The organism is Butyrivibrio sp., from assembly GCF_017940685.1.
In the GTDB taxonomy this organism is placed as follows: Bacteria; Bacillota; Clostridia; order Lachnospirales; family Lachnospiraceae; genus Butyrivibrio.
The window spans coordinates 1-19,654 of record NZ_JAGAYD010000118.1 but is presented as its reverse complement, the minus strand read 5'-3'; the positions used below and the strand labels follow the sequence as shown (position 1 = coordinate 19,654).

21 protein-coding genes are annotated in these 19,654 nt (G+C 41.9%); 1 reads left to right on the top strand and 20 read right to left on the bottom strand.

The genetic code is table 11. The features are described from left to right. Window positions 1-8 precede the first annotated feature (8 nt). From prfA to J6I68_RS07410, 18 genes are all read right to left on the bottom strand, one after another. Complete coding sequence (gene prfA, locus J6I68_RS07495) at window positions 9-1,079, bottom strand: peptide chain release factor 1 (protein WP_292219109.1); 1,071 nt, start codon at window positions 1,077-1,079, stop codon at window positions 9-11. A 48-nt stretch (window positions 1,080-1,127) separates the two neighbouring features. Then, window positions 1,128-1,967 carry a peptide chain release factor N(5)-glutamine methyltransferase gene (gene prmC / locus J6I68_RS07490; protein ID WP_292219103.1) on the bottom strand — a complete coding sequence of 280 codons (840 nt, stop codon included), beginning with the start codon at window positions 1,965-1,967 and terminating at the stop codon, window positions 1,128-1,130. A 12-nt stretch (window positions 1,968-1,979) separates the two neighbouring features. After that, complete coding sequence (locus J6I68_RS07485) at window positions 1,980-2,972, bottom strand: DUF1385 domain-containing protein (protein ID WP_292219102.1); 993 nt, start codon at window positions 2,970-2,972, stop codon at window positions 1,980-1,982. An 87-nt stretch (window positions 2,973-3,059) separates the two neighbouring features. Then, on the bottom strand, window positions 3,060-3,266 hold the full coding sequence (gene rpmE, locus J6I68_RS07480; protein ID WP_022765874.1) for a 50S ribosomal protein L31: 207 nt from the start codon (window positions 3,264-3,266) through the stop codon (window positions 3,060-3,062). Between the two features lie 168 nt (window positions 3,267-3,434). Next, on the bottom strand, window positions 3,435-4,055 hold the full coding sequence (sigH, locus tag J6I68_RS07475) for an RNA polymerase sporulation sigma factor SigH (RefSeq protein ID WP_292219100.1): 621 nt from the start codon (window positions 4,053-4,055) through the stop codon (window positions 3,435-3,437). Further along, window positions 4,055-4,813: a 23S rRNA (guanosine(2251)-2'-O)-methyltransferase RlmB gene (gene rlmB, locus J6I68_RS07470; protein ID WP_292219097.1), complete on the bottom strand. Its 759-nt coding sequence runs from the start codon at window positions 4,811-4,813 to the stop codon at window positions 4,055-4,057. The genes sigH and rlmB overlap by 1 nt, the downstream gene beginning before the upstream one ends. 13 nt (window positions 4,814-4,826) lie before the next feature. Then, on the bottom strand, window positions 4,827-5,267 hold the full coding sequence (locus J6I68_RS07465) for a Mini-ribonuclease 3 (RefSeq protein ID WP_292219095.1): 441 nt from the start codon (window positions 5,265-5,267) through the stop codon (window positions 4,827-4,829). Further along, the gene (gene cysS, locus J6I68_RS07460; protein ID WP_292219092.1) at window positions 5,252-6,679 is read right to left on the bottom strand and encodes a cysteine--tRNA ligase; all 1,428 of its coding nucleotides are present in this window, start codon (window positions 6,677-6,679) and stop codon (window positions 5,252-5,254) included. Before cysS ends, J6I68_RS07465 begins: the two co-directional genes overlap by 16 nt. Window positions 6,680-6,712: 33 nt before the next feature. Continuing rightward, window positions 6,713-7,258, bottom strand: a complete 546-nt coding sequence (ispF, locus tag J6I68_RS07455) for a 2-C-methyl-D-erythritol 2,4-cyclodiphosphate synthase (RefSeq protein WP_292219090.1) — start codon at window positions 7,256-7,258, stop codon at window positions 6,713-6,715. Window positions 7,259-7,296: 38 nt separating this feature from the next. After that, window positions 7,297-7,602: an AzlD domain-containing protein gene (locus J6I68_RS07450; RefSeq protein ID WP_292219087.1), complete on the bottom strand. Its 306-nt coding sequence runs from the start codon at window positions 7,600-7,602 to the stop codon at window positions 7,297-7,299. Further along, window positions 7,599-8,327, bottom strand: a complete 729-nt coding sequence (locus J6I68_RS07445) for an AzlC family ABC transporter permease (protein WP_292219085.1) — start codon at window positions 8,325-8,327, stop codon at window positions 7,599-7,601. The genes J6I68_RS07450 and J6I68_RS07445 overlap by 4 nt, the downstream gene beginning before the upstream one ends. Window position 8,328: 1 nt before the next feature. Then, window positions 8,329-9,516 (bottom strand): alanyl-tRNA editing protein, encoded by a 1,188-nt coding sequence (locus J6I68_RS07440; protein ID WP_292219082.1) that lies wholly within the window; start codon window positions 9,514-9,516, stop codon window positions 8,329-8,331. Between the two features lie 86 nt (window positions 9,517-9,602). Next, the gene (locus J6I68_RS07435; RefSeq protein ID WP_292219077.1) at window positions 9,603-10,121 is read right to left on the bottom strand and encodes a CarD family transcriptional regulator; all 519 of its coding nucleotides are present in this window, start codon (window positions 10,119-10,121) and stop codon (window positions 9,603-9,605) included. A 96-nt stretch (window positions 10,122-10,217) separates the two neighbouring features. Further along, the gene (locus J6I68_RS07430) at window positions 10,218-10,784 is read right to left on the bottom strand and encodes a GNAT family N-acetyltransferase (protein WP_292219072.1); all 567 of its coding nucleotides are present in this window, start codon (window positions 10,782-10,784) and stop codon (window positions 10,218-10,220) included. A gap of 13 nt (window positions 10,785-10,797) precedes the next feature. Next, window positions 10,798-11,235, bottom strand: coding sequence for a hypothetical protein (locus tag J6I68_RS07425; RefSeq protein WP_292219070.1), 438 nt, complete (start codon window positions 11,233-11,235; stop codon window positions 10,798-10,800). Continuing rightward, window positions 11,232-13,097: an EAL domain-containing protein gene (locus J6I68_RS07420; RefSeq protein ID WP_292219068.1), complete on the bottom strand. Its 1,866-nt coding sequence runs from the start codon at window positions 13,095-13,097 to the stop codon at window positions 11,232-11,234. The genes J6I68_RS07425 and J6I68_RS07420 overlap by 4 nt, the downstream gene beginning before the upstream one ends. A 62-nt stretch (window positions 13,098-13,159) precedes the next feature. Continuing rightward, the gene (locus J6I68_RS07415; protein WP_292219066.1) at window positions 13,160-15,619 is read right to left on the bottom strand and encodes a hypothetical protein; all 2,460 of its coding nucleotides are present in this window, start codon (window positions 15,617-15,619) and stop codon (window positions 13,160-13,162) included. 143 nt (window positions 15,620-15,762) lie between these two features. Continuing rightward, window positions 15,763-17,070, bottom strand: coding sequence for an alpha-amylase family glycosyl hydrolase (locus J6I68_RS07410; protein ID WP_292219064.1), 1,308 nt, complete (start codon window positions 17,068-17,070; stop codon window positions 15,763-15,765). Between the two features lie 95 nt (window positions 17,071-17,165). Between J6I68_RS07410 and J6I68_RS07405 the strand changes: the two genes are divergently transcribed. Continuing rightward, window positions 17,166-17,810 (top strand): SDR family NAD(P)-dependent oxidoreductase, encoded by a 645-nt coding sequence (locus J6I68_RS07405; protein WP_292219062.1) that lies wholly within the window; start codon window positions 17,166-17,168, stop codon window positions 17,808-17,810. On the opposite strand, the gene J6I68_RS07400 is transcribed toward J6I68_RS07405, so the two are convergent. Then, window positions 17,800-18,384, bottom strand: a complete 585-nt coding sequence (locus tag J6I68_RS07400; RefSeq protein ID WP_292219060.1) for an ECF transporter S component — start codon at window positions 18,382-18,384, stop codon at window positions 17,800-17,802. The two genes, J6I68_RS07405 and J6I68_RS07400, sit on opposite strands and share 11 nt — an antisense overlap. Continuing rightward, on the bottom strand, window positions 18,377-19,330 hold the full coding sequence (locus tag J6I68_RS07395) for a nucleoside hydrolase (RefSeq protein ID WP_292219057.1): 954 nt from the start codon (window positions 19,328-19,330) through the stop codon (window positions 18,377-18,379). Before J6I68_RS07395 ends, J6I68_RS07400 begins: the two co-directional genes overlap by 8 nt. Window positions 19,331-19,654 lie beyond the last annotated feature (324 nt).

Here is a 19,654-nt window from a genome sequence, read left to right as displayed (position 1 = left end):
TTATTAAATCAATCCGCCATCTGCAGTAGTTTATCTGCCTGATCTGCGGCGATGAGACCATCGATGATCTCGTCAATATCCCCATCCATGATCTGGTCAATCTTGTAAAGAGTAAGTCCTATGCGGTGGTCAGTAACTCTTCCCTGATGGAAATTGTAAGTTCTTATCTTTTCTGATCTGTCTCCGGAACCAACCTGACTTCTTCGAAGCTCTGCTTCTTCCCCGTGCTGTCTCTCCTGCTCCATCTCATAGAGCTTTGCTCTAAGAACCTTTAATGCCTTTGCCTTGTTTTGCTGCTGGCTCTTTTCGTCCTGACAGGATATAACAATACCGGTAGGTAAATGAGTAAGTCTTACTGCTGAGTCAGTGGTATTAACGCACTGTCCACCGTTTCCTGAAGCTCTGAACACGTCAAACTTGCAGTCATTTAAATCTATCTCAACTGCAACATCCTCAACCTCTGGCATAATAGCAACTGTTATTGCTGAAGTATGGATCCTTCCGCCAGATTCCGTCGCTGGTATCCTCTGAACTCTGTGAACTCCACTCTCAAACTTAAGCCTTGAATATGCTCCATTTCCCTTGATCATGAAGCTCACATCCTTGATACCACCTATTCCGATATCCTCCATGCTCATGGTCTCGACCTTCCAGCCCTGTCTCTCCGCATATCTGGTGTAGAGCCTGTACATGTCAGCCGCAAAAAGAGCTGCTTCATCGCCGCCAACTCCTGCTCTAATCTCCACAATAACATTCTTTTCATCGTTGGGATCCTTAGGAAGAAGAAGGATTTTAAGCTTTTCCTCCATCTTCGGAAGCATTTCCTTGGCATCAGACAGCTCCTGTCTGAGCATCTCCTTCATCTCCGGATCAGATTCTTCATCAAGAAGCGATAAGCTGTCCTCTATGGTCTGCTTGCACTTTTTATACTCGGTAAAAGAGCTTACGATTGGTTCTAAGTTCTTTTGCTCCTTCATAAGGTTTCTGAATTTTTCCTGGTCAGAAACCACTGATGGGTCCACCAGCATCATATTTATATCTTCGTATCTTCTTATTATTCCTTCTAATCTGTCAAACATCTCTTTTCCTCCAAAATGATCATAACAACTAGCTGCAAAAAAGAGACGCTAATAGAAACAAGCCTTGATCACTCTGTCATTGCCAGAAAAATCTTTGACTACTTCAATTTCATGATATCTTCCATTATCCAAAAGAAGGCCTTTAACAGCTTCAGCCTGGTCATAACCTATCTCCATAACAAGATATCCGCTTGAATAAAGGTACGAAGGCGCCTTCTCTACTATCCTTCTGTAAAAGCTAAGGCCATCTTCATCCCCGTCAAGAGCAAGTCTTGGCTCATAGTCCTTAACTTCAGGAGCCAGAGTTTCGATCACACTGCTTGCTATGTAAGGAGGGTTTGAAACAATAATGTCAAACTTCTCTTCCTCCTTGGGGAAAAGGTCAGTTTCTTCAAACGTAGCTCTATGGGACAGGCCCAGCTTATCTGCATTCTTCCTTGCCATTAAAAGAGCTTTGGCTGATATGTCAGTGCCAACTGCGCTTGTATCATTGGTAAAGTTAAGTATGCTAAGAGCTATGCAGCCTGAACCGGTACAAAGATCCAAAACCTTCATGCCATCTTCACAGTGGCGCAGAGCTTCCTCAACAAGGAACTCACTGTCCTGCTCTGGAATAAGCACATCTCCAGACACATCAAAGGTAAGCCCCATAAACTCCCACTGTCCCAGAATATATGCCACAGGCTCCCTCTTTACCCTTCTTCCAATGAACTCGTTAAAATCCTCAAGTTCTTTTTGTGTAAGCTCTCTATCAGAGTGAGCAATAAGAGCGCTGTGATCTGTGTCACAAATGCGCTCTAAAAGAAGCCGGGCATCAAGCTTAGCTTCAACAATCCCGGCTTTTTCAAGTTCTTTTATTCCAAATTCATAGGCACTTTTATAATCCATAAGTTGCCTTTTTCACTCCTTAACTTCTTCTCCATCCTCCAGCCAGCTGTCGTCTATTTCATAACCAAAGGAATCCTTTAAAAACTCCTTCCAGTCAAATACAGCCTCAACTGACTTGATGGCAACTTGTATCATATCCTCATCAGGTTCCTTGGTTGTAAGCCTCTGAAGCCACAGCCCCGGAGCAGATATAAGTCTTACTAAAAAGAAATCTGTCTTGCCAGCAAGTCTTATTATCTCATAAGAAATACCTGAGATCACAGGGATCAGAAGGATCCTTATTACAACTCTCCAGATATAGGAATCCACTCTGATAAAGAAAAACAAAACAATACTGATAAGCATGACAAACAATATAAAGCTGCTTCCGCATCTCTTATGGAGTCTTGAACTGCGCTTAACATTGTGTACTGTAAGAGGTCTTCCCTTTTCAATACAGTTGATGCATTTGTGCTCAGCACCGTGATACATAAAGAGTCTCTTAATGTCCTTGATCCTTGAGATCAGCAGTATGTAAACTATGAATATCAGGATCCTGAGTACGCCTTCTATGATAGCAACTATAGACTCATTTCTGGCATATTTAGATATGAACTCTGAAAGTGCATAAGGAAGCACCATGAAAAGAGCTATTGCAAACACAAATGAGATAAGTGTGGTGACCACCATAAGGAATGTATCCTCATGACCGCTTGAAACCTTGTCTATCTCCTCATCCAATTTGGTTGGCTTTTCATCAGTCTCCTCGTAAAAAGATGATGAATAGTTAAGAGACTTAAGCCCCAAAATAAGGGAATTTATAAACACAAATACTCCCCTTACAAAAGGTATATTAAGGAGCTTACTACCATAGGCAATACCGTGGTACTCATCTACCTCAACAGCTATATCGCCATCCGGCTTTCTGACAGCAACAGCGTACATGTCTTTATTTTTCATCATAACGCCTTCTAAAACCGCCTGCCCGCCGATTCCAGAATAGTGTCTTATCTTACGTTTTTTCATAGCTTTCCCCTATTTCTGATTGTAAAAAAAGAGGTCGAGGCTATTGCCTCAACCTCCAAAGTTTCTACTAAACTTATGAACCTTGAATTACTTGTTGTCCATGCCGTATTTCTTGTTGAACTTATCAATACGTCCACGAGCAGCTGTAGCCTTCTGAGTTCCTGTGTAGAAAGGATGGCACTTTGAGCAAATTTCTACGTGGATCTCGCTCTTAGTTGATCCAACAGTGAATGTGTTACCGCAGTTGCAAGTAACTGTTGCCTGATGGAATTCTGGCTGGATGTCCTGTCTCATATCTTCTCACCTCACTATATCTAAATTATCATATCTGTTTCCGACAGATATCTCATCAGTACGCTTAACGTACCTGACGCTGTGATTTGCAAAAATCAACAATAGTTACCACTGTTTTACAACAGCTATATAAATATAGCATACAATCATCTTCAAAGCAAGTATTTTTTATTTGAGATACTTCTTTAGCTTGGCCCTGACTCTCTGCATAGCATTGTCTGTAGATTTCTCATCTCTGCCCAGAACCCCTGCTATCTTTTTAATGCTCATACCTGTTATATACAGATCAAGAACCTGCCTCTCAAGTTCGCTAAGATCCTTGTCGATGTTCTCTTCAAGGATCTTAAGGTTCTCCTGGTCAAGAACATACTGCTCCGGAATAAGGTTTGAATCTGATTCCAGGATCTCTTCAAGGGATACGTCACTTCCCTGATCAGAATCTTCTCTGCTGGCATAAATTGATATATAGCTGTTAAGAGGCATATGCTTTTTTCTGGAAAGAGACTTGATGGCAGAATACATCTGTCTGGAAATACAAAGGTCCGCAAAGGTGGAAAAGCTGGCATCCCTTCCTGCATCATAATCTCTTACAGCCTTAAACAGTCCTATCATTCCCTCCTGGATGAGATCATCTCTGTCCGCTCCAAGAATATACATAGATGCAGCTTTTTTCCTCACAAGATCCTTGTACTTGTTCATGATGTAGTCAACAGTTTCACCTCTTCCTCCATCATGGATCAAAACGATTAGCTGCTCATCATCCATGCTGTCAAACCTTAAGTCACTCATTAAAGGCTCCTTTGTCTTACTACCTCAAAAGCGAGTACTCCTGCAGCTACTGATGCATTAAGAGAATCAATGTCTCCCTTCATTGGAATAGATGCGATCATATCGCACTTTTCCCTTACAAGCCTTGAAACTCCGCTTCCCTCATTGCCAATAACAAGACCAATAGGTCCCTTAAGGTTAAGGTCATACATTCTGGTGCCACCCATGTCCGCGCAGGCAAACCAAAGTCCCTTGTCCTTTAACGCTTCAATTGTACTGGCAATATTGGTAACCTTCACAACAGGTGTGTAATTCAAAGCTCCAGCTGAAGCCTTAGCCACAGTTGCAGTAAGACCTACTGCCCTGTTCTTTGGGATTATAACGCCATGAGCTCCGGAGAGATTGGCTGTTCTTATGATAGCCCCAAGATTGTGAGGATCCTCAATGTTATCAAGGATAAAAACAAATGGGTCCTCGCCCCTTAGTTTGGCCAGGTTAAAAATATCCTCCATCTCTGAGTATTTGTAAGCGGCAGCAATAGCGATAACTCCCTGGTGCTTACCTGTCTCTGACATCTGGTCAAGGCGCTCCCTGCTTACAAACTTAATGAGAGTTCCATTTTTCTTGGCCTCTCTTCTGATGGTGGAAACAGGTCCATCCTGACATCCATCAAGTATATATATCTTATCTATTGTTTTACCGGAGCGATAAGCCTCAATGACAGCGTTTCTGCCTTCGATCTTCTCTTCGCTTCCCTGTATGTTCATTTCTTTTTCCATAGGATAACCTCAATTACAAACCATCAGTCAAATCAGCTTTTTTAATTCCAAGGACAACAAGCTCCATTATCCGGTCCATATCGCCCTTAAGATACAAGAAACCTAAAACTGCCTCAAATCCTGTAGCTTCAAGATACTCTATGGCAGAGGCATTCTTTGCCTTGGTATGGGGCTTTGAGTTTCTGCCACGCCTGAATATATCTCTTTCCTCCTCAGTCATATCGTCCATTATTGAGGCTGCAATCTTTGACTGAGTAGGGGCTTTAACAATAGCACTCGATTTTTTATGTAGATTGTTAACAGCAGTGTTGCCCTTGTTTACCAAAACTGATCTGATGACAAGGTCAAATACTGCGTCGCCAATATATGCCAATGTCAGCGGCGAGTAGGTCCTTATGTCCTTGGATTCAATGCCAAATTTGGCATTGATATACTCATTTAAACTATCTGCCATTTAACTCCTTCACGGGTATCCTTGATCTCAATACCTTTCTGCATAAGCTCATCTCTGATGGCATCAGCTGTAGCAAAGTCCTTGTTCTTCTTGGCCTCAGTTCTTTTTGCAATCTGCTCCTCAATGTATTTAAGAAGCTCGGAATCAACATCAGCCACGCCCTCGCCAAGCTTTTTAGCGTGTCCGATAAGGTCAAGTGAAAGGACCTTATCAAAGCTCTCCACAAGAGCAAGCTTTGTTGCATCAGTGGTATCGGCCTTAAGGGCATCATAAAGAACTGTTATTGCCATTGATGTGTTAAGGTCATTTGAAACAGCATCAAGGAACTTGCCCTCAAGGTCCTTTTTAACTGCCTCGTCAACCTCTCCCTCGTTCTTAAGCTCAGATACACGCTTAACAAGCTTGTTAAATGCTGTTGCAGCCTGGTCAAGAGCCTCAAAAGAAAACTCCAGTGGCTTTCTGTAATGTGACTGAAGGCAGAAAAATCTGTAAACTAAAGGATCATAGCCCTTCTCCTGCAATACTGAAACAGTAAGAACTGCACCCTTTGACTTACTCATCTTGCCTGCTCTGTCATTTAAGTGGTTTGAATGGAACCAGTAGCTGCACCATCTGTGTCCAAGGTAGCTCTCAGACTGGGCTATCTCATTGGTATGGTGTGGGAACATATTGTCCACACCGCCGCAGTGGATGTCAATGTATTCTCCAAGATGCTTCATGGAAATGCAGGAGCACTCAATATGCCATCCTGGATAGCCAACTCCCCATGGGCTGTCCCATTTAAGAGCCTGATCTTCAAACTTGGACTTGGTAAACCAAAGCACAAAGTCAGTTTTGTTCTTTTTGTTTGTATCCTCTTCTACATCATCACGAACGCCAATTTCAAGCTGTTCCTTTTCGATAGCTGAAGAGAAAACATAGTAGTCATCAAGTTTACTTGTATCAAAATAGATGTTTCCACCTGCCTGATAAGCAAAGCCCTTTTCAATAAGAACTTCTATCATGTGGATAAACTCAGGAATGCAGTTGGTCGCAGGTTCTATAACATCTGGTTTTTTATTGCCGACAGCCGCAAAATCCTTAAAAAATGCATCAGTGTAGAACTTTGCAATCTCCATAACTGACTTGTGTTCTCTCTTAGCCCCTGCAAGCATCTTGTCTTCACCGGTGTCTGCATCAGATGAAAGGTGTCCTACATCAGTTATGTTCATGACTCTCTTTACATCATATCCAGCGTAGCAAAGTGCCTTCACAAGGACATCCTGCATGATGTATGTTCTGATATTACCTATATGGGCATAGTGATAAACGGTTGGTCCGCAGGTGTACATTGAAACCTTTCCTGGTACACGTGGTACAAACTCGTCGACATTTCTTGTAAGTGAATTGTAAAAACTAAATCTCTCAGCCATTTATATTACTCCTCGCTATCTTTTTTCCTACAGTCATCCTCTGTCGCACCCCTGACATCGTCCGCATCCTGCCTTCTCATCCCCATATACTGTACTGAAGGCATCCATTGGACTGGTCAAAAGACATATCGCCTGAGAAGAGATACCTTCACCTGATCCGGTAAATCCAAGCCCCTCTTCCGTTGTGGCCTTAACATTGACCTGTGATAAGGAGATCCTAAGAGCCTGTGCTATATTGATCCTCATCTCATCTATGAAGGGTCTCATCTTGGGCGCCTGGGCAATTATCGTGGCATCAATATTTTCAATAACATAATGCTCCTTGTCTACAAGATCCGCAACCTCCTTAAGGAGCATTATTGAATCAGCTCCCTTATACTTTGGATCCGTATCAGGGAAATGCTTTCCAATATCACCCAAAGCAGCTGCTCCTAAGATTGCATCCATTATAGCATGAAGAAGAACATCCGCATCAGAGTGTCCCAAAAGTCCCTTTTCATAAGGGATCTTAACTCCTCCAATTATAAGGTCTCTGCCCTCCACAAGCTTATGAACATCGTATCCCATTCCTATACGCATAGCATGTTCCTCATTTCTATATTATAAATCATCTGTTATCAGTGCAAAAAGAGTTCTACTATAAAGGCTGCAAGACAGGAAAAACCTGCAACTGTAAGAAGGCTCTTTTTGTTAAAAGCAAGTATCAGTGCCACCAGAAATCCTGCCACTGAAGAGTAAAGATAATCTGTGGCATTTAGTATAGCAGGAAATGTCATAGCTGCAAGTGTTGCATAGGGTACATAATGCAAAAAAGATCTGATGAACCTGCTACTTATCTCTCTTCTAATAAGAGTAAGAGGAAGCGCTCTTATCAGGTATGTAACACCTGCCATCAGGAGGATGTAAAGATAAACTCTGCTCATGGCTTTATCTCCTCCTTATCTTCCTGTACAGGTGCAAAGTAAGCTGCAAAAGCAGCCACAACAACTGTTATTATAATAATCCTGAAGCCCGATGAAATGTGGCTTGCAAGCACTGGAACGTAGGTAAAGATGCTGCTTAATACCATTGCTGAAACAACAATGCCCAGGATCGTTCTGTTAGTTCTGGTATCAGGAATGATAATGGCAATAAACATGCCATAAATTGCAAGTCCAAGGCAGCTTATGAGCCTCTCTGGAAGTATCTGTCCGGAGAATGCTCCCAGCACTGTACCAAATACCCATCCAAAAACAGAAGTTATTATAAGGCCGTAGGAATAAAGCGGATTGAGGCTCCCTTTCCTAAAGAAACTAAGAGCAAAAATCTCATCTGTTACTCCATAACTTATACCAAGTCTTTGAATTGTTCCAACCTTGGATGAGAGCTTTTGAGAAAGAGCTGTACTCATAAGCATATATCTTAAGTTGATAATGAACTGCAGGATCGCAAGTTCAATAAAGCTTCCATTTCTTGCTATTACATCAAGGGCTGAAAACTGCCCTGCACTTGTGACATTAAGAAGTGATGTAAGTGCTGCCTGAAAAGTTGTCATGCCTATCTTGGCGGCCTCTATTCCAAAAGCAAAGGACACTGCAATATATCCAAGACAAATTGGAATTGCATCCTTACACCCTTCTAAAAATTCATTTTTTGCCTCGCTACTCATGTTAAAACTCCTGACACCTGTTAATTACTGCCTTAATATCTGCGCTTTTAAGGCTACCCTGTATCATAGGGCTGTTTCCGCCGCCTCTTGCGCCAAACTCCTCTGAAAGCACCTTCTGGAGCATCTTACAATCTCTGCCCTCAGTGCCAGAGGCTATGATATATCTGTATCCATCTTTTTCATCACCTGCAAAGGCTCCACAAAATCCAGCATGTGAAAGAGCAAGCTGATTAACAGTTTTCCTGAGAACGTTCTGATCAGTAGATGGCTCTTTTACCAAAAAGACATTTGTAAGATCCTTATCTATCTCCTTAAGCTCAAAGTCAAGGAGCCTGTTCTGAAGGTTTACCAGCTGACCCTTGCAGTCCTGAAGATCACTTTGAAGTTTAGCAACAGATGATCTGATATTTTCCTGGCTTGTGGTAAAAGTTCTCGCAAGCTCATCAATTATGTCATGCTCAAAAGAAATATATGAAAGAGCCCTCTCTCCACAAAGAATGCTGACTCTTGTTCCGCCTTTATAATTCTGAGCCCTGACTACCTTTAAAAGTCCGATCTCTCCTGTCCTTAATACGTGAGGAGCGCAGCATGCACACACATCGTACCCGGGAATTGTCACAATCCTGATAGCACCACTTAGCTCTTTTTTGCTCCTGTAATCTATAGCATTAAGCTCTTCATCAGATGGAAATGAACAGATAACCTCTACATTGTTCCATATAGCCTTATTGACCAAAAGCTCAACCTCTTTGATCTGATCAGGAGTCAGCTGACCATTATAGTCCATGGTCACTTCGTTGTCGCTTAAGTGAAATCCCACATTGTCATAGCCAAAACGGCTGTTAACTATTCCAGAAAAAATGTGCTCTCCAGTGTGCTGCTGCATGTTGCTGAATCTGTGCTCAAAATCTATCACACCATGAACGGTAGCTCCTTCAGGCAGAGCACTTTTCAAGACATGAGTAATAACGCCATCTTCTATGGATACATAATCAACAGCATGCTCTACACCGCTTTCGTCAAGGAGCACACCCTTGTCGCAGCTCTGTCCTCCCTGCTCTGGGAAAAAAGCTGTCTTATCAAGGCACACAAAAAAAGAGCCATCGCCGCCCTTACTGCAGGATATGACAGTGGCATCAAATTCCTTTAAATATGCACTTTCGTAGTAAAGTTCTAAAGTATTTGCCATAGATTACATTTTACAAAAGACAAAGCCTTATTGCAACCAAAAAGAGGGCGCATATAGAGGTAAAGGTCGCAAAAAAAGAGACTGCATCAAGCAGTCTCAAGTGGTAACTGTGAAAGTTCAGAAAGAACTCTGGATTTAATGTCATCCTTCTCGGTTTTTAGTGCAAATGCAAGCTCTGTATAAAGGAGCTTCTCAGCCATAAGAAGATGTTTCTCACTAAGAGATGCAAACTTCTTGCCCTCAGCCTCTCTTGTGGCCTTGATCTTGCGAAGGGACTTTACAAGACTCATCATCTCATCTGCTACATTTCTCTTGATAACTTCCATGATAGCAGGCTCTGCCTTCTTGCCTTCTGGAAGCTCAAGCTCAGGTGTAAATTCTATTTCATCAATGAGCCCTTCCGCATCACCTCTGCTGATGACCTGACGGATCTTGTCTTCAGCACCATCAACCGGAACATAGAGAACACTTCCTGCATCTACCGCGGAAACCATCTGATAATACTGTTTCTCTTTTCCCCTCTCAAGGAAAGACGGAACCAGTATATCACGAACACTACACAGACCGTGACTGCCGTAAATTACGCATTCTCCAATTTTTAACATATGTTCCTCCTTATATATTCAAACAACAAAACAACCCATCATTGGAAGCGCTTTCAGTAGATAGATTATAACATAATATTACTTTTTTTGTAATATTTAATCTTGAAAAAAGTGTGTCTTTTTTATGTTCTCCCACTCAATAGCAGTAAGTGAATTAACATACTCAACCCTTGTTTCTTTCAGCATTAAGAGCTTGCAACAGTCGTTGGTATGGTGGTACTTAAAGCCCAGTTTTTCTTGAACTTTTTTACTCCTGTTGTTTCCTTTAAAATAAGCACAGAAGATTCTCATGAGGTTAAGGTCAGTAAAGCCATGGCGGATCATTTCTTTTGCCGCCTCAGTTGCAATTCCCTGGTTCCAAAAAGGAACTCCAACCCAGTACCCAAGCTCAGCTTCATTATGTTCTAGTGGCCTTTCGGGACTTCCTTTAAGAGTAAGGCCAATACTGCCTATTGGCTCCTCTTCCATTCCCTTAAGACATATAGCATAGGTCTCGGGGGTTGAAAAAATAGTCCTTATTACCGCCCTTGAGTAGTTCTCATCCCTGTGAGGAGGCCAGCCTGCAGATGGCCCCACCCTCTTATCCGAGGCATATTTAAAGAGGCTGGAAGCATCTTCATCTTTCCAGCCCCTTAGTATTAGTCTAGGTGTCTCTAAGATCATCTCTTATCCCTGATCAGTTACTGATGTAATTAAAGCCAGTTTTGCTTGTGAAGGCATCAAATGATTTTTTAAAGAGGATGAAATAGGCTTCTTCTTTATGTTTTGCTTCATGAGTCAGATAATAGATAACCTGACCGCTCTTTATGTCATACTCAATGTCGTGGATTGGGTCAAGAGCGTCAATATCTTTGAAAGAAAGGCCATACTTTTCCCTGCAGAAGTCGTCTCTATTATCAAGATCCATAGCCTGTTCAATGATCTTCCCCTTAAACTTAAGAAGTGTATCAAGCTGTTCAAGCATTATCTGCTGAACAATGTTTAATGAGTTGATCTCATACCCTACCAGCCTCATGTCAGAAATGATCCTGTCAAAATCTACGCAGCACTGTGCGAATGGGTCAATCTTATTTTCTCCGTAAGAGAATACTGCATCATATAGAGCCTCGTTCATTGTCTTTCTCCTTTCTGTGCCTTAAGAAACTCAATATATTCATTTTCTGGTATTGGTCTTGAATAGTAAAATCCCTGTAAATATTCTACACCTTTTTCTACCAAAATTTCAGCCTGTTCAACAGTTTCTACACCTTCTGCCAGTATATGAAGGCCATAGTCTTTAAGGAAGCTTATGGAATACTCAAGCATACGCTGGTTTTCTGGTTTTGACTTGTCAAGGCAGTTCCAGACAAACTCTTTGTCCATCTTAACAAGCTTGTAATCCATCTTAAGAAGCTCTAAGAGGTTTGAGTATCCTGATCCAAAATCGTCCATGGAGAAGGTGCTTCCCATGTCCTTTAGCTTTTGGACATTTTCCTTAAATGTATCGTCGTTGTTTATATACGCTGTTTCAGTGATCTCAAAGTTGATAAACTTAGGCGGAATATGGTATTTCTCCATCTTTCCAAGAAGCCTTGCATAGGTCTGTTTATCAACAACTTCATGACCCGAAAGATTGACTTCAACTGTCTTAACACCGTAGCTTGAAAGGTTTTCCCTCGCGATGAAGGAACATACTTTTTCAAAGACAAGATCGTCAATATCTTTGATAAGGCCACACTTTTCAGCAATTGGAATAAAGTCTTCAGGAGAAATATAATTTTCCGACTTAGGCTGCCTCAGTCTTACAAGTGCCTCTGTTGACGTAAATTTTCCCTCCTTGACGCTGAGTATAGGCTGATAATACACGTCAAAGGCCTTGTCTATAACAGCCTGTCTGACCACATCTTCAACGCTGTTTCTATAGATCATCTTGTCAACTATGGTCTTGTTGATAACAAGGTTCGGCGCTGACTGGGTGTATACATATTCTCCTGCCACATAGGAAAGGATCTGCAGAGCTTCGTCCACATATTCTGTGCATTTTGGGACTTCCAGAATTGAATAGGTCAGCTTGTAGTTATTGGTGTTGTCCTTGTAATTATTTATCATGGACATTAAAGCTTCAACCTTCTCCGGATCTTTTATTATAAAAGAAAGGGCATTCCAGTCAGAAAGATAGGCATCTATTCCCAGTTCCAATGAAGCCTTTTCTGCCACTATAGTCTGCAGATCAATAAGATGCTGTCTGTCTTCTCCTGATAATACTGAGGTTCTTCCAGTAAAAATAACTGACGCTATGAAAAAGTTCTGCTTAAATCCGAATTTCTCAACAAGAGTAAGAGTAAAGGCCTCTTTATTCCTGATATTAGGCATATTCTTTTCATAGAATTCCTTGGGATTTTCCATGGCCAGAAACAGTATAAGTGCCATCAGCATGATCCCAACAGCTGAAACCTGATATCCGTGGAACAAGAACTGGAAAAGTGTAAGAACAAGCCACAAAACAAGACCAACGACAATGGCTCGACACTCTTCTTTATGAAGTCTCTTTCTATGTGCTAAAGCGTAGATCAATGTGGCAATAATATAGCAAAATCCAACCATATAGCAAGCAACTATTGCAGGTCCATAGCTATAATACTGTCCTGATGCACTTCTCGTGTAGTAGATCTCTCCAACGATTATAGCTAAAACAGCTATAAGTCCAGGAGCTGTCATAATGGCGATCATAAGCTTGGAGATCATTCTTCCATGGTTTGCCTTGGCATAAACATAAAGAGCCAGCATAAACACTGAAAGAATAAGGGTTCCAACATAAAGGCCCTGGGTTGTTCTTCTAAGTACTCTAAAGGATGAATCAAGCTGTGTAAAAACTGCGCACTCGATAATTTCGCTTACAAGACAAAGACAGGCTGTAACAAGAAAGCCAAAAAACACGCGCGTTGAAAAGACCTGAGGTATGTTCTTCCTCAGGTAGATCACCATTAGAATGGCCAATACTAAAATTGCAATAATAGGTGTACGAATTTCCATAAATTGATTATATAACAATTATTCCGTCACAACAACTTATTTGCTCTTGCCATCTGCACATAAAAACTGGTAATTGGCAAAAAGCTCTGGGCGAAGTTCTTGGTAGGACCCTGTCCCACCATGACAGCATCCTCCACAATGCGCTTGCTGCCTGACACTCCCCGGGATTCACCATAGGATCTTCTAAAGGTTTTCTTGCCATAATCAAGATATTTCTCATCGCCAGTAAGTTCGTATCCTATAGCCATAGCTTCTAATAAGAGCGTGTTGGTGCCATTTCTTGAAAGGCTGGGAAGTTCCTTGTATACAAAAATCCCCTGTGGTGTCATGAAGTTCTCAGTAAGATCATCTATAGCTTTTACCATCATTTCTTTGAGTTCATCAGAAGGAAATACTCTAAAATAGCGCATAAGTGACCCAACCGCTACAGATATCATAAAACCTACTCTGATAGTGGTATTATCTGTATATGGTGCAAGCCACCCTCCATACTTTTCATTCCAGGCTTTGAACTGGGATACTATCCACTGACACTTTTCCACCCACTTTTTATCATGGGTCTCTACATAAAGCGCAGTCAGTGTCCTAAGTGCCCAGCCAGTTTCCCTGGCACTACTTTCTCCAGCCACCTGATACATTGGAGTATCTAGAAGCCTTAAAACATTTTCACCAATGCCAATAGCCGTATCCAGGGCTCTTTCATCCCCTGTGAAGTGATACAGATCAATAAGGCCTTCAACCCATTCATGGCTGCAGACCATCTCTCCCTGAGAGCCTGCTCCATTTTCAGAACCGCCAGTATGGCGTCTTGTGTGTTCCCACTGTCCCCCGGTTCTTAGCGGATCAGCTGAATAATGACAAACATCAACATCCATCCAATGCCAAGCTGCCACATTGGCATAATCCAAAAAACGCCTTACGCCACTTCTTGCATACATCATATACATAGCATGAGGATAGTCATATTCATTATTTGTCCAGACAAGGTTTCCATTACCTCTGCCCTGCTCTGTATATCCAGGATCCGGAGCATCACCAAAATTAAGCATTCCGTAGCATCTTGCATGGCCGTCAGCCTTATCGATGAGAGATATCTCTACATCGTCGTCAGCATTGTCCGGCGATAAAAAGATATCTGGCATAACTTTAGCTACCTCAAACACCTCAGGCATTATATAGGGCTTGTCAGGCATTTGGTAAATAATGCTTCTGTTGTCCAGTTCGTATATCGGCTCTTTCGCTTCATGGAAATGCAGAAGGAATCTCTGCTCTCTGGCCATTCCAGATGCAAAAACAACTGGAGAAGCACTTGTTTTATCAGCATTTTTGTTCTGGTCTGGTAAAAGAAATACCACAACCCCGTTTTTATCGCTCCTTACAGCTTTTGGGAAGTTTTGAAAAGCCTGGAAAACTGTTGCACAAACTCCGATGTTTTCTGCAGGGTCAGTAAAGTCAGCAAAATATGTGCCATAGAACACCTCCGCAAAGTGCTCATTGGCCTGCTTTTTCAAAATTTCAGCTGTTATGGTACTGTCCAGCATACCCCCAGTCTTACTGATGGTAAAGTCGGTTCTGTAATTGGAGGTAGCCACAATTGTTCGCGGGCTACTGCCATTTTCAGCTTCCAAAAAGTCGTAAGTCTTGAGATCTTTGGTGCCTGTTGTCTTAACAATATCACCTGTCACGTTGGTCTTTTTCGTATCTCCGCAGCCGGTAGAATCTACTGCTTCACTTATATACTCAGGGCTGTTCAATGAGATATCTTCACTTCCAAAGCCCTTAACAGCAAATACAATATCATCAGGTTTTATATCACCGTCAGTGGCATTAATAAAGCGAAATCCCATATCAAGCCAGGGCTTTCCTGCTGTTATTAAGATACGCATCTCAAACTTTATTCCTTCGCCGGAAAAAGCATTTTTACTTCCTGTGCATCTTCCTTTGCCTTGAAGTATTGTCAGGATCGGACCTTTTTTTACCAGCTTCCACTCATCAAAAAAAGTTGTCAGCTTCTCTCCGTCTATGGTCACATATGGTCCAACAAACTGACTCTTTGAAAAGTTCTTTTCACCATAAACAAAAGTTTCAAAGAGGTCCAAAGATCCATTTTTTACAGACAACTTAAGAGGTCCGTTATCAATAAAGATACTGCCCCCGTCTTCTTTTTCACTTATTACTTCAATATCTTCATGGTCAGCTGATACAGTCGCAAAGCTGTAATCCTCATCACCCTTAAAAGTCAAAAGGAGCTCTTTTTTCGCATTACCTGGCAGGTCAGCCAAAAAGTGCGTATAAATATAGCGCACGGAGCCGTCTTCCCATGTGGAAGTAATATGTGTCTGAGAAGGAACTTTCCTGTCCACATCCAGGATCGTCACAGTGTCCAGGTCATCCTTTCTAAGCGCTCCCTTCTTAAACGGAACGCATATACCACATAGTTCTTTTATTCTGTCGTCTTTGTAAAGCTTGTCAAAATAGATCTTCACTCTATGTCCCTCCATGATCTGAATAACTATATTCTATGTCATCAGGTCATCAAAAACTCATAGAATAATATGGTGTCCCAGATAAAAATAATGAATTCTTGCCATAGACCCAGATCAGGCTCCAAAAAGTCTATTTTTAGGTTTTAGAATGGTCTTAGGATATATGAAGTGTACCCTGGTATCACAAGCCCGCCGCCAAAGTCTACCTCAGCACCTGTTATCAGGTCTTTTGCTCTTCCTGCCCTGGCGTCAAAATGAGCCTGGTATGGGTTTTCATCAGCATTGATAACAACCATTACCCTGTCATTACCACTTTCTCTTTCAAAGATGCACTGTCTGTTGGTGAGGACCAAAGACTTGAATCCTCCATAGTTAAGTGCTTCTGCACCGCTCTGAGCCTTGCAAAGAGCTGCTATGTGGTCAGTAAGCTCATTCCACTCTGGTTTTTCAAAGCATGGCCTTAGCGCCGGGTCACCCTGGGACTTATCTGCTTTTTCTCCCCACTCACTTCCGTAGTATATAGTTGGGATGCCAGGCATACCAAACATAAGGGTATAGATAAGCTTAAGATGGGCAGGATTGTTTAATGTACTTGCAATCCTTGATACATCATGGTTGTCAACAAAAGATAACAGGTGCTTTCCTTTGTAAAGAGTCCAGTTCTCAGGTCCAAACTGACGAAGCAGCGAATGGATTATCTCAAACAGATTCATGCTGTTAAGGGCTGAGAACATTCCCTTGTAGCACTCATAGTTTGTAGCAGAATGACAGGTGTCATCTCCCATGATCCTGTTGTAGTCTCCGCCTATCATCTCTCCCATAAGGAAGAAATCTTCCTTCCAGTTTCCTGTCTCGTAGCGAAGTCTCTTAAGAAAGTCTGTATCCACACAGTAAGCAACATCAAGCCTAAGTCCATCAATTCCAAACTCATCGATCCAGAACTTAACGCTCTCAAGAAGATAATCTGTTACAGCAGGATTTCTGAGATTTAACTTTACCAGGTCGTAGTTTCCTTCCCAGCCCTCATACCACAGACCGTCATTATAATTGCTGTTTCCATCAAAGCTTATGTTGAACCAGTCCTTATAGGGAGAATCCCACTTTTTTTCAAGGACGTCCTTGAAGCCAAAAAAACCTCTTCCAGCATGATTAAATACGCCGTCAAGAACAATCTTTATTCCCTCTTTATGAAGAGCCTTGCAGACTTTCTTAAAATCCTCGTTAGTTCCAAGTCTTACGTCGATCATCCTGTAGTCCCTGGTGTTATACCCATGGGTATCTGACTCAAATACTGGATTAAACAAAACTGCGCCTACTCCCAGCTTCTTAAGGTGTGGTATCCAGTCTATAACCTTAAGTATCCTGTGCTCCAGCTTTCCATCATTCTCAAAGGGTGCTCCGCAAAAGCCCAGTGTATAAATCTGATAAAAGCTTGTCTCATAAGCCCACATATCATTCCCTCCTATCAATAAAACGTATATATCTATTTTACAACATGTTATGCAACTATATCTAAAGGTTTTGTAAACTGTGATATACTATAGGCATGAAAATACTGATAACCGGAGCAAGCCAGGGTATTGGGCTTGCATGTGCAAAAAAATACATAGAGATGGGTCATGAGGTCATTGGCTTTGACGTAAAGGAGGCAGGATTTAGTGCGCCTTCCTACAGCCATATGATCGCCAATATAAATGGAGATCTTCCTGAGATTGGCGGAATAAATGTACTTATCAACAATGCAGGGATACAGGAAGGCCCTTTAGTCATTGACACTAATTTAAAAGCCACTATAAAAGTTACAGAAAAGTATGCATTTCAAGATGATATCCACTCCGTTCTTTTCATGGCGTCCTCAAGTGCCTCTAACGGAGCTGAATTTCCAGAGTATGCTGCCAGCAAGGGCGGCGTAGTTACATATATGAAAAACACCGCACTTAGACTTGCCAGGTACGGTGCTACTTCTAACAGCATTTCTGCTGGAGGTGTTTATACCCCCCTTAACGTCCATATCATGGATGATCCAGATCTTATGAAGAAGTGCCACGATGAGACACTGCTTAATAAGTGGGCCTCTGCAGAGGAAATTGCTGATCTTTCCTATTATCTTACAAATATCAATAAGAGCATGACCGGTCAGGACCTTCTTATTGATAACGGCGAGCAGCTAAAGTCCAATTTTATCTGGTAACTTCTGCTGTTTCCTGCTTTTCTTTTTCCTCAAAATGTGTAAGTTCATAAGGAAGGCTCCTCATGCTTACAACAACAAGTATGATGGCAATAAGCTTATCCACATAATCTGTTATGGCCTGGGTAAGGAATGCTCCGCCAAAGAGCTTAAGGGCAGTCTGTGAAAGAGCCTGGATTATAAAGGTTGTCACAACCGCTGATGTGATACCTCCAAAGAGGAAGGTTTCAATGCATGCTGAAAGAGCTGACGCAGGCAGTGTGACTATAAGGCATTTCCAGAAAAGAGAAGGAATAGTATTCTTTTTTTCATGGAAAACAAGGCCTGCGATAACTCCCATCAAAACTCCGCTTATCGAAAAGTAGATGGCGTAAATATCTCCAAGTGCTCCGTTTATAAGGCCGCCAACAAGTGCTGTAAGGCCGCCTGCAATGGGACCAAGAACTATTCCTGCAAGCATTGTTCCTATGCTGTCTAAAAAGATCGGAAGGCTAAGAAGCAGTGCGATCTTGCTTCCTACAATATTGATAGCTACAGAAAGAGCTATAAATGTCAGTTTCTTTACGTTGTTACTCATTTCTTTCTCCTTTAATTCCTAAAATTCTTGGCAAAAACAAATCCCAAAACGCTTTCTCGTCTACAGTGGTATATACAAGTGCATTGCTGTGCTTTCTATAAAAGCCCATGGAATCCACGACTGTCTGTCCTATAGATATTCCTAAAGTCTCAACCTCCGTAAAAGCTTCTATTCCTGACAGGATCGTAGGCTTTATAAACTGAGCTACAGCCAGAGGATCGTTGATAACACAGCCTCTAATGTGCTCCCATTCCCAGTGGAACTTAAAGTAAAACTTCGTGATCCTTTCAACGAAATCACCAACCACGGCATTTTCTCTTTTCATGTCATCAAGGTTTTCTGGCGTAAGCACGATCTTCCTGGTAACATCAAGGCCAACCATCTCAATCTCCCGCCCAGCTTCATACATGGCATCAAATACCACCTTGGCGCTATCAGGATCTTCCCAGTAGTTGTACTCTGCAACCGGTGAGCAATTGCCATGGCTTCTAAAATTTCCGCCCATGGACACAAGCCTTTTAATGGATAAAAAAGATTCCAGATTACTGTCAATAAGGTCTGCCAGGTTCGTAAGTGGTCCCAGTGCTATCACTGAAACATTTCCCCCTCTCAGGGACTTTTTCATAAACTCTACAGCAGACTCCTTGGGGATCTCCTGGCCCTTAACCTCAGGTAAAAAGCTCTCTCCAAGGCCATCCTCGCCGTGGGTATCAAGGGCGTTTACGTAGTTCCTTACTCTTGGCCTATCAGCTCCCACGTATACAGGAATGTCCAGCCTTCCAAGGAATTTAAGAACTCTTTTGGCGTTCATAAATCCAAGCTCAGAAGGTGAATTTCCTGCCACAATGGTGATGCCAATAACTTCCACCTCGGGACTTGAAAGTGCCAGCATTATGGCCAGGGAATCATCTATTCCCGGATCGCAGTCGATAATGATCTTCTCCATCAGTTAATCTCCAAAAAAGGCAACAAAAAAACTCTGCGAGTTGCAGAGCTACATAAAAAAACATAAGTATTCCATGTAGTCCTGGTTTTGTTTAGCGACAGGAAGGTACAAATGAACTGTCGTTTAATGCGCTTATGGATTGTACAATACTTTTTTTAAGAATTCAACCTCTTTCTTAAAGGGGACAGAGTAAACTTATTGACAGTTGGAAATAATTAGAGATACCCCTTGGGTATAGATTCATCAGATTTATTTCCTAAAGTTTACTTCCAACTATCCATTCTGTCAAAAATGGAACCTTGCGTCCGCTACGCTACCGCAAGC